This is a genomic window from Mycoplasmopsis maculosa (genome assembly GCF_900660665.1).
Lineage (GTDB): Bacteria > Bacillota_I > Bacilli_A > Mycoplasmatales > Metamycoplasmataceae > Mycoplasmopsis > Mycoplasmopsis maculosa.
The window spans coordinates 849,050-864,150 of the sequence record NZ_LR215037.1; the positions used below are offsets into that span (position 1 = coordinate 849,050).

General features: G+C 24.2%; 15 protein-coding genes and 5 tRNA genes. 19 read left to right on the plus strand and 1 reads right to left on the minus strand.

Annotation, left to right across the window (positions count from 1 at the left end):
• Positions 1-43 precede the first annotated feature (43 nt).
• The 9 genes from EXC47_RS03480 to EXC47_RS03520 all read left to right on the plus strand — a co-directional run bounded on the left by EXC47_RS03480 (position 44) and on the right by EXC47_RS03520 (position 5,718).
• Positions 44-2,029, plus strand: coding sequence for a GGDEF domain-containing protein (locus EXC47_RS03480; RefSeq protein WP_129647172.1), 1,986 nt, complete (start codon positions 44-46; stop codon positions 2,027-2,029).
• The gene (rplI, locus tag EXC47_RS03485) at positions 2,001-2,456 is read left to right on the plus strand and encodes a 50S ribosomal protein L9 (protein WP_129647174.1); all 456 of its coding nucleotides are present in this window, start codon (positions 2,001-2,003) and stop codon (positions 2,454-2,456) included. The genes EXC47_RS03480 and rplI overlap by 29 nt, the downstream gene beginning before the upstream one ends.
• A gap of 12 nt (positions 2,457-2,468) precedes the next feature.
• On the plus strand, positions 2,469-3,866 hold the full coding sequence (dnaB, locus tag EXC47_RS03490; RefSeq protein ID WP_129647177.1) for a replicative DNA helicase: 1,398 nt from the start codon (positions 2,469-2,471) through the stop codon (positions 3,864-3,866).
• Between the two features lie 2 nt (positions 3,867-3,868).
• Positions 3,869-5,152, plus strand: a complete 1,284-nt coding sequence (locus tag EXC47_RS03495) for a hemolysin family protein (protein ID WP_129647179.1) — start codon at positions 3,869-3,871, stop codon at positions 5,150-5,152.
• Positions 5,153-5,297: 145 nt separating this feature from the next.
• Positions 5,298-5,372, plus strand: a tRNA-Asn gene (locus tag EXC47_RS03500).
• 5 nt (positions 5,373-5,377) lie between these two features.
• A tRNA-Glu gene (locus EXC47_RS03505) sits at positions 5,378-5,453 on the plus strand.
• A gap of 5 nt (positions 5,454-5,458) precedes the next feature.
• A tRNA-Val gene (locus tag EXC47_RS03510) sits at positions 5,459-5,534 on the plus strand.
• A gap of 1 nt (position 5,535) precedes the next feature.
• Positions 5,536-5,611 (plus strand) — tRNA-Thr (locus tag EXC47_RS03515).
• 22 nt (positions 5,612-5,633) lie between these two features.
• Positions 5,634-5,718, plus strand: a tRNA-Leu gene (locus EXC47_RS03520).
• A 28-nt stretch (positions 5,719-5,746) separates the two neighbouring features.
• Here EXC47_RS03520 and EXC47_RS03525 read toward each other — a convergent pair.
• Complete coding sequence (locus tag EXC47_RS03525) at positions 5,747-5,980, minus strand: hypothetical protein (RefSeq protein ID WP_165255966.1); 234 nt, start codon at positions 5,978-5,980, stop codon at positions 5,747-5,749.
• Between the two features lie 136 nt (positions 5,981-6,116).
• Between EXC47_RS03525 and ruvA the strand changes: the two genes are divergently transcribed.
• The 10 genes from ruvA to EXC47_RS03575 all read left to right on the plus strand — a co-directional run bounded on the left by ruvA (position 6,117) and on the right by EXC47_RS03575 (position 15,028).
• The gene (ruvA, locus tag EXC47_RS03530; RefSeq protein WP_129647183.1) at positions 6,117-6,713 is read left to right on the plus strand and encodes a Holliday junction branch migration protein RuvA; all 597 of its coding nucleotides are present in this window, start codon (positions 6,117-6,119) and stop codon (positions 6,711-6,713) included.
• Positions 6,694-7,668, plus strand: a complete 975-nt coding sequence (gene ruvB, locus EXC47_RS03535) for a Holliday junction branch migration DNA helicase RuvB (RefSeq protein ID WP_129647185.1) — start codon at positions 6,694-6,696, stop codon at positions 7,666-7,668. Before ruvA ends, ruvB begins: the two co-directional genes overlap by 20 nt.
• A 51-nt stretch (positions 7,669-7,719) precedes the next feature.
• Complete coding sequence (gene secDF, locus EXC47_RS03540; protein ID WP_129647187.1) at positions 7,720-10,095, plus strand: protein translocase subunit SecDF; 2,376 nt, start codon at positions 7,720-7,722, stop codon at positions 10,093-10,095.
• 70 nt (positions 10,096-10,165) lie between these two features.
• On the plus strand, positions 10,166-11,032 hold the full coding sequence (truB, locus tag EXC47_RS03545) for a tRNA pseudouridine(55) synthase TruB (RefSeq protein WP_129647189.1): 867 nt from the start codon (positions 10,166-10,168) through the stop codon (positions 11,030-11,032).
• Positions 11,014-11,853 carry a YcsE-related riboflavin metabolism phosphatase gene (locus tag EXC47_RS03550; RefSeq protein ID WP_129647191.1) on the plus strand — a complete coding sequence of 280 codons (840 nt, stop codon included), beginning with the start codon at positions 11,014-11,016 and terminating at the stop codon, positions 11,851-11,853. The genes truB and EXC47_RS03550 overlap by 19 nt, the downstream gene beginning before the upstream one ends.
• Positions 11,853-12,716, plus strand: a complete 864-nt coding sequence (locus tag EXC47_RS03555; protein WP_129647193.1) for an FAD synthase — start codon at positions 11,853-11,855, stop codon at positions 12,714-12,716. The genes EXC47_RS03550 and EXC47_RS03555 overlap by 1 nt, the downstream gene beginning before the upstream one ends.
• Before the next feature lie 106 nt (positions 12,717-12,822).
• Positions 12,823-13,089 carry a 30S ribosomal protein S15 gene (gene rpsO, locus EXC47_RS03560; RefSeq protein ID WP_129647195.1) on the plus strand — a complete coding sequence of 89 codons (267 nt, stop codon included), beginning with the start codon at positions 12,823-12,825 and terminating at the stop codon, positions 13,087-13,089.
• 110 nt (positions 13,090-13,199) lie between these two features.
• The gene (locus tag EXC47_RS03565) at positions 13,200-13,475 is read left to right on the plus strand and encodes an HPr family phosphocarrier protein (protein ID WP_129647197.1); all 276 of its coding nucleotides are present in this window, start codon (positions 13,200-13,202) and stop codon (positions 13,473-13,475) included.
• A gap of 136 nt (positions 13,476-13,611) precedes the next feature.
• Positions 13,612-13,812, plus strand: coding sequence for a 50S ribosomal protein L32 (gene rpmF, locus EXC47_RS03570; RefSeq protein ID WP_129647199.1), 201 nt, complete (start codon positions 13,612-13,614; stop codon positions 13,810-13,812).
• A 124-nt stretch (positions 13,813-13,936) separates the two neighbouring features.
• A complete protein-coding gene (locus EXC47_RS03575) occupies positions 13,937-15,028 on the plus strand; it encodes an IS30 family transposase (protein WP_129647008.1) in 1,092 nt (363 codons plus the stop codon).
• The last annotated feature ends 73 nt before the right edge of the window (positions 15,029-15,101 follow it).

Here is a 15,101-nt window from a genome sequence, read left to right on the forward strand (position 1 = left end):
TTAAAGTTAAATATATAATATTTTATATTATAATTTAACTATTATGAAATTCAATAAAAAAATCTTTTTATACATATTATTTTCATCATTGACCTTTTTATTAATTTTAGGGTCTATTTTATCATTTGTATTTCTTTCGGAAACAAAGTATTGAGTATTAACAATTATTGGTATAACTTTTAGTGTTTTAATTTTAGGAATAATTGGTATATTAATATCTTATAAGTATGCTTATAAAAATACAATTGTAAAAAAATCTTTTAATCATTTTGTTGATGAAGTTATAAGTCATAATTCACTAGGTGTTATTATTTATGATAATGATTATAAGATTTTATGAGTTTCAACTTTTATTAACAATCATTTTGGAAAAAAATGAATTGGTTCTTCTTTAATTGATTTTTTTAATAAATATAATATTGATTTCAAACCAACTACTAACAAAATTCAATTTAATAATAATGATATATACTATGATGCAAATATTTGAACTATTCAAAATTGCCTAACAATAAGAGATATTTCTATACAAAAAAATATTGAAGATATTTATGATGCTGAATTAAGTGTTATAGGTGAAATAGAGTTTGATAATTATCAACTATATCAATCTATTCTTTCTGAAGAAGATATTTATAAAATAAATAAAGTTTTTATAAATATTCTCGATTCATTAGTGCAAAAATATAATTTAATATATAGGCAATATACAAATGGAAAATTTTTTGTTTTTACAAATAAAGAATCATTAAAAAAGATGGAAGAAACAAACTTTAGTTTTTTAAAACCTCTTCATAAAGCATTGGAGCAATCTAAACAAAGTAACATAATTATTTCCGTTTCTGCAGGATTTGCTACTGGATATAGGAAATTATGGGAAAAAATGGAGAATGCAAAGAGTGCGTTATTACAAGCTCAAAGTAGAGGTGGAGATCAAGTTGTAATTGTTTCAAATACAAGCAAGCCTATGTACTATGGATCATCAAGTGAAATACTACATGACATAAGTAGAACAAAAATAAAATCAATTACTCATAGCATTGAATCAAGGCTTAAAGATCCAAAAATAACAAAAGTTATTTGTTATGGTCATACAAATGCTGATTTGGATGCTGTTGGTGCATCTTTAGGTATAGTTGCTATAGCTAAAACATATGGAAAAGAAGCATATATTTGTTCAACAACGCAAGACGATACTACTAAAAAATCTATAAAACAACTATTTTCGAATGCAGATGATTTATTTATAAAACCTCAACAAGCAAATAAATTAACTGATGAAAACACATTAGTATTTTTATTAGATATAGCAGATTTTAGAAGAACAGATAATCCAGAATGTATTTCGAATGCTAGAACTAACAATATTTTTATAATTGATCACCATAGATTATCAACAAATGTTGATTTTTCTCCAAAATTAAATAGATACATTGATTCATCAACTTCTAGTGCTAGTGAAATAGTAACTGAAATTATAATGTTTGCTAATCAAAAAGTAGATTTAAATATTCAAACAGCTCAAATGCTTTTAAATGGAATTTATTTAGATACTCTTCAATTTACTAAACATGTAAATTCTAGAACTTTTCAAGCAGCTAGTTGATTAGAAGAAAAAGGTGCTAATTCTTCATTGAGTAGTGAAGCATTAAAAATTGACAAAGAAACACAAGAGAAAGTTGATGAATTACTTAAAAATATGTATGAAGTTAAAGAAGGTTATTTCTTAGCTTCAAAAGATATATCTCTTTCTAATGATGTTATTAGTGTTGCAGCTGAACAAATTTTAAGGATAAGTGGTAGAAAAGCTGCATTTGTTGTAGCAAAATTAGAAAATACAAATACCTATAAATTGAGTGCAAGGGGTATAAACGTAAATGTTCAATTAATTGCAGAAGAAGTTGGTGGAGGTGGTCACTATAGTACTTCTGCAGCAACATCAAGTGAAAGTTTTGATGTTTTTAAAGATAATATAATACAAGCGATTGTGAGTGCAAAAGATGAAAGTAATATTAATAAAAGATTCTAAAGATGGAAAAGCTAATACAATTATTGAAGTAGCTAATGGCTATGGCACAAATTTTTTAATTGCAAAAGGTCTAGCAGTTCCATATAATGAGAAAACCAAAAAAGATTTAGAAAAAAGATTAAAAGATTTAACTAATACTGAAATGGAAAATAGACATGAGGCATTAGAGTTAAAGGATAAAATTGAAAAAGAAAAGTTAATTTATAATTTAACAGCTCATGTAGACAATAATTCAAATTTAATTCTACACGGAACTGTATCAACAAAAGATATAGTTAAGGAACTACAAAAAAAAGGTTATAAATTAGATAAATATGCCATTCAAAAAGTTCATTTAGTTCAAAAAGGTGAACATATTGTAGATGTTATTATTTATAAAGATATTGTTGCAAAATTAAATGTCACACTTAATGTAACTATTAAATAATTTGAGGTAAATATGGATAGTAAAGTTAATTTTTCTAATAAAGAAATGGAAATATCTATATTAGGCCTTGTTTATATAAAAAATAGTAATGCTCAAAAAATTATTCCTTACTTAACTAAGGAAGATTTTTCTTCAACTGAAAATGCTAGTTTTTTTGAAATAATAAAAGAGCTTTTTGAGAAGAATATAACAATAAATAGGGAACAAGTGTTAAATTTAGCAATTAGAAAAAAACTAAATTTTATTAATTATGATTATTTAGCAAATCTAGAATTAAATGCTGGATTATCATCTAATATAACTTTTTATTTACAAGAATTAGAAAAATTAACTAAATTAAGAGAGATATCACAAAAGATTAATAAAATTCAACACACTTTAAATACAAACATTAATGTAAATGATAAAGAAATAATAAGTGAATTACATAATTTATTATTAAATATTGAAGTAAACAAAAGTGATTCAGATTTTTTAACCTCTTCACAAGCGTCTGATGAGTTTATAGAAGATTTAAAAATAAGAAGAAATTTAGGCAAAGAAGGGGTTACAGGTGTAGCTTCTGGTTATAAAGAAATAGACGAATCAACACAAGGTTTTCAAGGTGGCGAACTTATTATTTTAGCTGCACGTCCTGCGATGGGAAAAACAGCTTTTGCCCTAAATATAGCCAATAATGCAGCGTTAAGCGGCAAAAGAGTTGTATTTTTTACATTGGAAATGCCTGCAAAACAATTAATGGGAAGATTATACGGGATAAATTCAGAAATAGATATGGCTAAGTTTAAAAAACCAAGAGAATTAAACGAAGCAGAATTGTTTAAAATTATGTCTGTTAGAGAAACTATAATCAATAAATTAGATTTATTTATAGATGAATCTGCTAAAACTGATTTATCTACATTACTATGAAAATGTCGCAGGTTACATAAAATAAAACCTATTGATTTAATTATTATCGATTATTTACAATTATTAGCAGTTGATGCAACTAAACCTTCAAGAGATAGACAAGTTGAAGTTTCTACAATAAGTAGAAATTTAAAAACTTTAGCACTTGAATTAAAAATTCCAATTATTTCTTTAAGTCAGTTATCACGTGAAGTAGAAAAACGTGAGGATAAAAAACCTCTTTTATCTGATTTAAGGGAATCTGGAACAATTGAACAAGATGCTGATATGGTTATGTTTTTGTTTAGAAAAAACTATTATCAAAAAAAATCACAAGAAGAAATTCAAAAAGAAAAAGAACAATTTGGTGATTTAGGTGAATTTACAGACGTTATTATGGCTAAGCATAGAAACGGTCCTACAGGCATTTATAAGTTGTTATTTAAAATGAATTGCGGAAAGTTTGAAGATATATATCATTTATATGATAAAACCCTTACAGAAGGGATGGACGATTAATAATGAATACACAAATAATTGTAGAAATTATTTTATTTATTGTTCTTCTTATGTTACTTATTTTAAGTGGAATATTTAGTGCCAGTGAAACTGCGTATACGTCTTTAAATAAGGGAAAAATAGAAACTATGGTTGAACAAAAACAATTTGGTGCAAAAATTATAAAAAAACAATATGAATTTTTCAATCAAACATTAAGTACTATTTTAATTTGTAATAATATTGTAAATATCGCTTCTTCTTCGCTTGTTAGTTATTTATTGAGCAAATGAATTTTAACTGGCGAAAATAACCATTTAGTAATTTTAATTTCAACTGCTATTATGACTCCTATAATTGTTTTGTTTGGTGAAATATTACCAAAATTAATAGCGAAGAAACATCCTGAAAAAACTGCTAAAACATTTTGTTATTTACTACAAGCTTTATATTATATTTTTTGACCATTTACTTTTCCTATAAGTAAATTTGGTAAAAAAATTCTTATTACTAATACTGAAAAAGATGTTAAAAATTTAATTGATGTTGCACAAAATGAAGGAGTTTTGGAAGCTAATGAAAGTTTAATGGCTCAAAATGCTTTAGATTTAGATAGCACAAAAGTTAATAAACATTTTATAAGAATAAAAGATGTATATACAATAGATTCAAGCGCTAGTGTTTTAGATGCATTAGAAATATTTAAAGAAACTAATTATAGTAGGTTACCTGTTTTAAAAGATAATAAATTAATTGGTATAGTACATTTAAAAGATATTTTTTACTTAAAAAAAGGAAAAGTTATAAATTATTTTAAACCTGTTCCTTATACTTCAGTTAATCAAACTTTAAGTTCTGCTTTAGAAAAAATGAGATTGCAAAAATCGCAAATGGCATTTGTTACTAAAACAACATCAAACTCAGAAGTAATTGGAATAATAACAATGGAAGATATTTTAGAAGAGTTGGTTGGTGAAATATATGACGAGTTTGATCAAGAAGAATGAGAAGACTTTTTTGAAATAAGTCTTGAACTATTTCATGTTTCCGGTTCAGTTAAAATGAAAGAAATTTTTAAAAGATTAGAAATAGATTTAGGAATTGAAGAAAGTGAAGCTGAATTAACTTTAAAAGAATTTTTAAGCCAAAAAATAAGTCATAGTTTAAGAAAAAATTCAAGATTTTCGCAAAATGATGTAAATTTTAGAATTTTATGAATAAATGATAAAACAAAAGAAATAAAAGTAGAAATTGAATTAGGTAAAGATATTGATAGAATTGAAACTAAAGAATTAAATATAAAATAGTTTTAATTATATTAATATTTTTTTATTTTGCTTTTTTAAAATATTTGATATATTTATATTGGTCAATTTGTCCATATTTAAAATAAATAAAAAAAATATTATTTTTATTTCTTAATTATAAAAATAATATATAATACTACTATATGCCGATTTAGCTCAGCGGTAGAGCAGCTGGCTGTTAACCAGTTGGTCACAAGTTCAATCCTTGTAATCGGCGCCATATATGGTCTGTTGGTGAAGCGGTTAACACACATGGTTTTCATCCATGCATACACGGGTTCGATCCCCGTACAGACTACCATTTTTGGAGAATTAGCTCAGTTGGGAGAGCATCGCCCTTACAAGGCGGAGGTCATGGGTTCAAGCCCCTTATTCTCCACCATGCCGTCTTAGCTCAGTTGGTAGAGCAACTGACTTGTAATCAGTAGGTCGTAGGTTCGAGTCCTATAGACGGCACCATTTTTTTATTTTTTAAATGTTTGCGCGAGTGGTGAAATTGGCAGACACGCTAGATTTAGGCTCTAGTGCTTTACAGCATGAGGGTTCAAGTCCCTCCCCGCGCACCATGTTTTGATTCCTTAAATGGAATTTTTTTTATTCAATTTTTAATATTTCCTTCATTTTATTTAAAAAATCTTTTTTTAACTTATACTCTTTATTTTTAATAATTTTATTTTTGCCTTCAATTAAAAATTGACATACTTGATTTTCTTTAAAATCAGATACATTTAAAAATAATTTATTATTAAAAAAATCAATACTATCTATTTTATAGTTGTATTTGTATAATTCATTGCATATAACATCTATATTAAAATTTTCGTTCATACTCATTTTTTTATTATTGTTAATCAAGTAAAATTACCAAAAAATGGAATTAGTTAGACTTTTTATAAAAAAGTTTCAAAAATTATATTTTTTGGTAATTTAACTTAAAAAAACAAATAATAGTTTGGAGGTAAAAATGATTTTATACAGAATTGGAGAAATTGTTTACAAAAATAATTCTAATATTATATTTGAATCACAAGGAGTAGGATATTCACTTATAATACCTAAAAATGAAAGAGTTGAAAAAGATCAAAAATTAAAATTATACTTATATGAAATAAGAAATGATTATTTACATGTCACATATGCTTTTAAAGATTTTAAAGAGAGATTATTATTTATTGATTTAATAAAATTAAATGGCATAGGACCAAAAGTTGCATTCAATATTTTAGATAAAGGATGAGAAAAAATGGCATCAATAATTTCGTTAGGAGATTTTCAAGGTTTATTAGAAGCTAATTATTTGAACAATAAAAATGCTAAATTAATAATAGCTGAGCTACAAGAAAAATGAAAAAAAATAATTGGAACTGATCAAGCAAATAAAAACATAAAGGAAAATGTTAATATAAATGAAGTAAAACAAACATTAAAAATTTTAGGATTTAAATCTAAACAAATTGACAATGCGTTATTAAATATAAAACATTCTGAAAATATAGAAGATATGGTTGAAGAAGCTATAAAAATAATATCAACTTATAATTATGAAAATGCAATTGCTTAGACCTAATAATTTTGAAGAATTTGTTGGGCAAGAAAAAATAATATATACTCTTAAGACAATGATTAACGGAGCAAAGTTCAGAAATGAAACTCTTGATCATATTATCTTTAGTGGTCCTCCAGGAACAGGCAAAACCACTTTAGCAAATATAATTGCAAACGAAGTTGGAAGCAAAGTACATTATTTGCAAGGCTCATTATTAGAAAAAAAATTAGACATTTTAAGTGTTTTTGCTAATATAAATGATAATGATATTATTTTCATAGATGAAATTCATAGTATAAATAAAAGTGTAGAAGAACTAATATATAACGCTATGGAAGATTTTAAAGTTGATATTATTTTAGGAGTTGAAGGCAATAGTAAAGTCATGAGAATGAATTTAAGTCACTTTACGTTAATTGGTGCTACAACTAAAATAAACATTTTAAGCCAACCATTTAGAGATAGATTTGGTTTAATTAGTAATTTAGGAAAATATAAAGAAGAAGATATTATAAAAATTTTAAAGAATAATAAAGAAAAAATGAATGTGGAAATAGACGAAGAAAGTTTAAAATTATTATCTTCTTATTCAAGATATACCCCAAGAATTGCCAATCATTTATTAAAAAGAGCATTTGATTTCTCACTTAAAGATAATTCTAAAAAAATTACTAAAAAGACTGTTTTAGAGACTTTTAAACATTTAGAATTATATAAAGATGGATTAAACAAAGAGCATATTGATTATTTGAATTTATTAAATGAATCATTCAACGAAAAGTGAGTTTCTGTTGATGCAATATGTGGTATTTTAAATACTAATAAAGAAAGAATTATAAATGAAATAGAACCTCATTTACTTTATTTAAAATTAGTAGAAAAAAGTTCAAGAGGCAGGAGAATAACATCTAAAGGAATTGACTATTTGATAAATCTATTAGTAAATAATAGTAATTTTTGTCATTATTAATAAATTAATAATGTTATTTAATATTTTTCTTTAATATATAATTTAAATATTATGATAAATAAGATAGGCAATGCACTTAAAAACTTTTTTAAAAATATTTTTAAACCAACTAATTGAAAAAGATGAATTATTATTATTTTTTCATTAATAGCATCAGTGTTTTCAATTATTTTTGGTTTTATTTTTTTCATAAATAAAAACGTTAATAAAAACATAGATTACAATGGAGGTATAAAATATCAAATCGTTGCAAAAGACAACAAAGATGAAAGAGTAAAAGGCAAGGAATTATCGGATATAACAAAAGCCTTAGAATATCGTTTTTCAAGTTTAAATAGAAACGATGTTACTTTTAATGCTAAGGATAACGGTTTAATTGATGTTTCTTCAAATAAGAATTTAAATGATGAAGATCTAAAATATTTTGAAAATGACATTACTAAAAAATCTACCTTAGTTTTTACAGATCTATTGATGAATCCACTTTTTCAAGATGGTAAATTTGTGGAAGGTGCAAAAATAGATTATAACAATATTCAAAGATACGCAGTTCCTATAAAAGAAGGAAGCGCACAAGCTAGATTTAATTATTTATCTAATAAATATGCGATACAAGTTGATTTAGCTAATCAAGAAGCTGAAATTGAATTTGCAAAAGCAACAAAATGGGTTTCACAAAATGGAAGACTTATTTTAATGTGATTAAACTTGGATGAATTAGTTCAATTAGCAAAAACAGAAGCACCTGAACAATGAAAACAAGCTGGGGAAATTCCTTCAAATTTTGTTTTTGTTAATAATACTCCAATGTTTAACAGGGGATCAAATAATAATACAAATGCGCAACCTACTTTAAATGCATTAAAATCAGAACAATTTAAAGCAGATCAATATTTGATAGATATTTCACAAATAAATGAAAATAATTTATATAAATCAGGATCATATCAAATAACAGGTGGTATATTAAAAGCTAAAGATGGTGGTTTTAAAAAAACTTTAGCAGAAAGTATAACAGGGACAATAAATTTTAGTAGATCTGATTATAAATTGAATATTTCTGAAAATTCAAAAGTAATAATTAACTCAGAATCACCAACTTATAATTTTAATTTCTTTTGATTAGCAAGTTCTATTATTTTTGCAATTTTAGCAATAGCCTTAACATTGATGTATGGATTTTTAGGCATAATAAATAGTATATTTAGCGCATTATTTATATTTTTAACTTTAGTTATGTATATTGCTCTAAATGGTGTTTACTCTCCACTTTCATTGTTAGGCATTTATATAGGTGGCTTTGTCGGATTATTTATAAATATAGTATTTTTAAATAGAATTAAAAGAGAAATTATTAAAGGTGAACAAATATTTAAAGCTATTAAAAATGCTTCATCTAAAACTTTTTTTGCTTCTTTTGATACAATAGTTGTGAATCTTATAACATCTATTATTTTCTTTTTTGTTGGTTCTGCTGAAATGCAAAGTTTTTCTATAATGATATCTTTTTCATCAATTTTTAGTTTAGTTATAATGCTTTTATTAGCAAGATGAATAACGATTTTAGTCTTACAAACAGGCGTATTCGATAAGAAAATGATTTTTATAGGGATTAGAAACAGCCAAATTGGAAAATTTGCATGACTAGAAAAAAATAATAAGCATGATATAGTTAATAAAACTAAATTTTCTATAATACTTCCTATTGTTTTATTAATTTCCGGAATTGTTGTTTATTCTGTTTTTGCCTCAATAAATAAAAATGGATTTTCAGGAGTTAATTTATATAATGATTTTATATTAGATAATTTTAATTTAAGGTATCAATTGATTAAAGTTGTTGTCGGCATTTCTATTGCTCTTACAGCAACATTAATATATACTTTTATTAGATTTAAATGAACTTATGTAGTGACTTTATTTGCATTATTATTAATTAATTTATTATTACTTTTTTCTGCAATTACTATAGCAAGAATAAAAATGGATTCAACAATAATTATTTCATTTGTAATAAATTATTTAATTTCATTAGTAATTATTTATACTATTTTTGGATTATTAAGAGATCAAATTTCTAGAGAAAGAAAAAGAGAAGAGTTTAATCATGAAAGCATTCGCTTTCTTTCAAATATTGTTGTAAAACAAGCTATGAAAAATTATTTATTTTACTTAATAGCGCTAGTTTTATCAAGTTTAATTTATATATCATTTATTTATTCAAACAATATATGATTATTAATAAATATAATACTATCAGTATTTATTTCTATTTATTCAATTGTTTTAATAGGAATACCTATTTGATCTAAAATAGAAGAAATTCGCTTTAAAAATATAGAAAAAAGAATAAGTTCAAAATATTGAGATATCCCAGGCGTAAATGAAGAGCAAATTTTTGCAAATATAAATTCATTTGAAGCTTAATTTTATTAGTAAATAGCTAGTGCAAAAAGTATTGGCTATTTATTTTACAAAATAAATAAAGGAGAAAAAAATGTTTTATTTAATTAATAAGCCTTTGAATGAATCTTCATTTAAAACTATAAATAATTTTTCTAAAAAAAATAATATTAAGAAAATTGGTCACACTGGAACCCTAGATCCTTTAGCCACAGGACTTTTATTAGTAGCAACAGATTCAGATACAAAGTTGATTCAATATATTAGTGAGGAAGACAAGACATATGTGGCAGGTATAAAATTTGGATCATCCACTGAAACTTATGACACAGAAGGTGCAGTTACTAATTTTTCTTCAAATAAAGTTGAAGAAAAAGACTTAGAAAAAATAGTAAATTGGTTTTTAACACAGGAAGATCAATTTCCTCCTATATATAGTGCAAAAAAAATAAACGGTAAAAAAGCCTATGAAATAGCAAGAAAAGGCAAAGAAATTGAATTAAAAAAACAAAAAATAAAAGTTAAAAAAGCAAAATTAATTAATTTTGATTTTGAAAATCAAATTCTTTTTATTGAATTAACAGTTTCAAAAGGAACATATATTCGTTCATTGGCACATGATTTAGGTATTTTTTTAAAAACATTTGCTCATTTAAACTTTTTAGATAGAACAGCTATTGGTAGATTAAATAAAAGGTTTTTAAAAGACAATAATTTTGTTAAAATTGATATTACACCGTTTATTAATTTAGAAATATTTGAACCTAATTATAATGACTTTAAGTTATTAAAAAATGGAGTAACTTTGAGAGTACATAATTTAAAAGACGGCAAATATGCCTTAAGAAATTTTGACGAGATATGGGGTGTTATAAACGTAGTTAATAATAATTTTAATATTGAAAAAATTTTTGGTGAAAAAATTACAAAATTAGAGGTTTTATGAAAAAAGAAGATTTAAAAAATAATATTAAGCTTGCTGCATTTGATATAGATGGCACTATTTTACCTAACGGTACTATGGAATTTAGTTCTAGTATAATAAAAATGTTTGATAAATTAAGTGAAAAAAATATAAAAACAACTTTTGCTACTGCTAGAGAATTTGTTACAATAGGCTCTTTATATAAACAATTACCTAAATTAGATTATTTTATAGGTGCGAATGGATCATTTTGTTATGATATAAAGAACGATAATATAATTTACGAGAAAACAATTAGTTATGAAGATTTTAAAAAAATATATGATTTTGTTTTAAATGATGAAGATACAAAAAGCTTTTTAGTAGCTGACAATAAATATGCATACAAAAACCCTGGAATGTTAACAGATACTTGATTTTTATCACCACATAAAGATAAAATAATTGATATGGATTTTGAAAAAATTGAAAAAAATCATATACATATAATAACAATTGGATGTGAAAGTGATGATTTTACTACACGTGTTACTGAAAAAGTTAAACAACTAATTGAAGAAAATAACCTTAATGTTGACATAACAGCAAAATGAAGTAAAGGAATCTTTTTGTGTCCAAAAGGTGTTACAAAATCAAAAACATTAAATTGATTATGTGATTATTTAAATTTAAAAATTAATGAAAATTTAATAGCGTTTGGTGATAGTTCAAATGATTTTGAAATGATAAGAGATAGTGCTTATGGAGTTGCTATGAGTAGAGCAAATGATTGAATAAAAAGTGTTGCTAATGATATAGCTACAACTTGTGAAGAAGATGGTGCTTATCATAAATTAATAGAATTAGAGCTTATATAATGTCATTAAATATATATAATCTTTATAACAAGCCAAAATTTAATAATCCTATTTATATTATAGGTTCATTTGAATCATTTCACTTAGGTCATAATTCCTTATTTGAAAAGGCAAAAGAAATTAATAAAAATTTAAATAGAGATATAATATTAGTTTTTTTTAAAGATCCTGAAAATATTAATAAAAATCATAAAAATTTTATTTTTACAGATTTTTTTTATAGAATTCAGTCATTTGCAAACTTGGGTTTTTTAAATGCCATTTATTTAGAGTTTTCTAAATTAAAAGAATTAAAACCCGACGAATTCTTAAGATTATTAATTAATGATGATAATAAACAAAAAGTGAGCATAATAGTTGGCGAAGACTTTAAGTTTGGCTTTCAAGGAAGTGGAAATAAGGATTTACTAATTAAAACTTATGGTAAAGAAAATATTTACATTTTAGAATCACTTAGGATTGGGAATAATATAAAAATTTCAACTTCATTTATTAAAGAATGTGTTGAATTAGGTGATATAGAATTAGTTAATTCATTAAATTTATTTAAATTTGGCTTTACTTGCGATATTGAAAATGATGAAAATATAAATATTTATTTTGATGAAAAAATAATACAAGCAAGACCTGGTCTATATATTGTTTATGTTGAGATCAATAGCATAACCTATTATGCAATTTTAAAAATAGACTATAAATATAAACATTTTTTAACTTTTATTGATTTTAAATTTAGTGGTAATTCAATTAAAAATGCAAGAATAATATTTTTAAAATCTTTAAGATTTTTTAAAGATTTAGTAGACTTAGAAATAACAGAAAAAGACTTAGAAAAAGCTAAAAAAGAATTTTTATTATTTTAATAATAGTGTATTATTAATATGCATTAGTGTTTATTTAGAACAATGCATTTTATACTTGGTTTAATTTAAATAAATTTTGCTAGGTTAAAACATTTAGGAGAAACAAATGATAACAAAAGAACAAAAAGCTCAAATTGTTGCTAAATATGGTAAAGATAAAAAAGATACAGGTAATATTTTTGTTCAAATAGCTATTTTAACAGCTGAAATTGAAGATTTAAAGCCACACTTTGCTAACAATCCAAAAGATAACCATTCAAAAAGAGGTTTTTTAGCTAAAATAACAAAACGTAGAATTTTATTACAACATTTAAAATCAGAAAATCTTGATCTTTACAACAAAGTATTAGTTGAATTAAATATTAGAAAATAATTTAAAAAGTATAGCTTCGGCTGCTTTTTTTAATTTTGATTATATTTTGGTATAATTAGACTACTTGTATTTAATTTTTAATTAAAATCAAAAAATGATCGGAGAAAAAAATGAAAGATTTAACAGTAACAATTATCGATCCAATTGGTTTACATGCGCGTCCTGCTAGTTTTGTTGCTTCAGAAGCATCAAAATATAAATCAGAGATTTTATTAACACATAATAAAATAGGAAGATCAGGTAACTTAAAATCAATTATGAATATTTTAACTTTAGGAATAAAGAAAAATGATTCAATAACTATTAAATTTAATGGTGAAGATGAAAGTGAAGCGCTTGAAGGCGTTAAAAAATCATTAATTGACAATAATATTATTGAAGGATAATTTTTTATTTTTTATAAATAAATATTCTACAAAATATAATTAAATTAAAACTTTTTTAAAAATATAGTTTATAAATATTAAATTTACTCTATAATTAGAAATATATTATCGCGATATTAAATATTAAGGAGGGGTTATGGCTATAGTTCCAAAACGTAAAACATCTAAACAACGTAAACACAAAAGACGTACTCATGATGCTTTACCAGTTCAAAACCTTGTTGCATGCAAAAACTGTTCAAACTTAATCCAACAACACCGTGTATGCTATAATTGTGGTTTTTATAAAGGTCACAAAGTTGAAGGTTACAAGAGTTTAGACTTACGTACACAATAATTAAAACCAATTGCTATTGGTGCCACATTGTAATTTACATCTTGACACCCTTTTTTATGCAAAAATTAAAAAAGGGTGTTTTTTTATATAAAAAAATCCCAAGAAAAACTTGAGATCACAGCAAATGAATTATATTAAAATTAATTATAAAATAAGAAGCATTATAGATATTAGTTTAAATGTTGAAAGAAAAACTATTTCAGAAATAGCAAAAATTTTAAATATTTCAAGACAATCTATTTCAAATGAAATAAAAATAAATTCTGATTATTGAGGTTATAACTCTGAATATGCAGAAGTAAAGCATAGAAATAGAGAAAAATGAAAAAATCATTTTAAATTTATAAATAAAATGAATTCATATAAACACTACTCTAAAGAGTTTAAAAACAAATATAACAAAAAAACTTTTAGCGTTGAACTAACACATTTATATATTAAAAATAATTTTAATTTTAAGATACCAAGCATTAAAACAGTTTATAACTGGATAAATTCAAATTTATGAGTAATAAAGCGAAAAAATATTTTGAGGAAACAATACACAAAAGGCGGAAAAAGGGATGGTGGACCTGCTTATAAAAGATTAGTTGGTGCTAGATGAGTCAGACCGTTTTGAACAAGACCAAGAGAAATAAACGAAAGAAGTACTTTTGGCCATTGGGAAATAGATTTAATTGTAGGAAAACAAAAAGCAGGGCATTCACACATTCTATCATTTGTCGAAAGATACAGCAGATATGGTATTTTGGTAAAAGTTGACAGTAAAAACCCTTGGTATATTGCTTTAATATTATTTGAACTAATAAAAATATACAATTTAAATGTTAAGTCAATAACATCTGATAATGGATTTGAATTTAATTCACTTTTTATAATTGGATATAAGTTAAAAATTTTTATTTATAAGGCAGATCCTTATGCTTCTCAGCAAAGAGGAACAAACGAAAATTTTAATGGATATGTTAGACGTTTTTTTAAGAAAAAAACTGATTTTAATTTAATTTCTAATAATGAAATTTTAAAAGTTCAACGAGAAATAAACAATATTCCAAGAAAAATACATGGTTACTTAAGTGCTTCTGAAATGTATGCACTTTGTGAAATAAAAGAGCCTGGTCTAAATATACCATTAAACGAAAAACTTTACAGTTGACAAAATAAAAAACGAGAAAGTAACGGTTCAAGAAATAAATTCTGGAAAACTAAAAAATAGAAAGGAAAATGTCTTAAGTTTTTCTTTTTTTATTTCTACTTTTTTAAAAAAAGTAGCAAAAATAAATAATAAT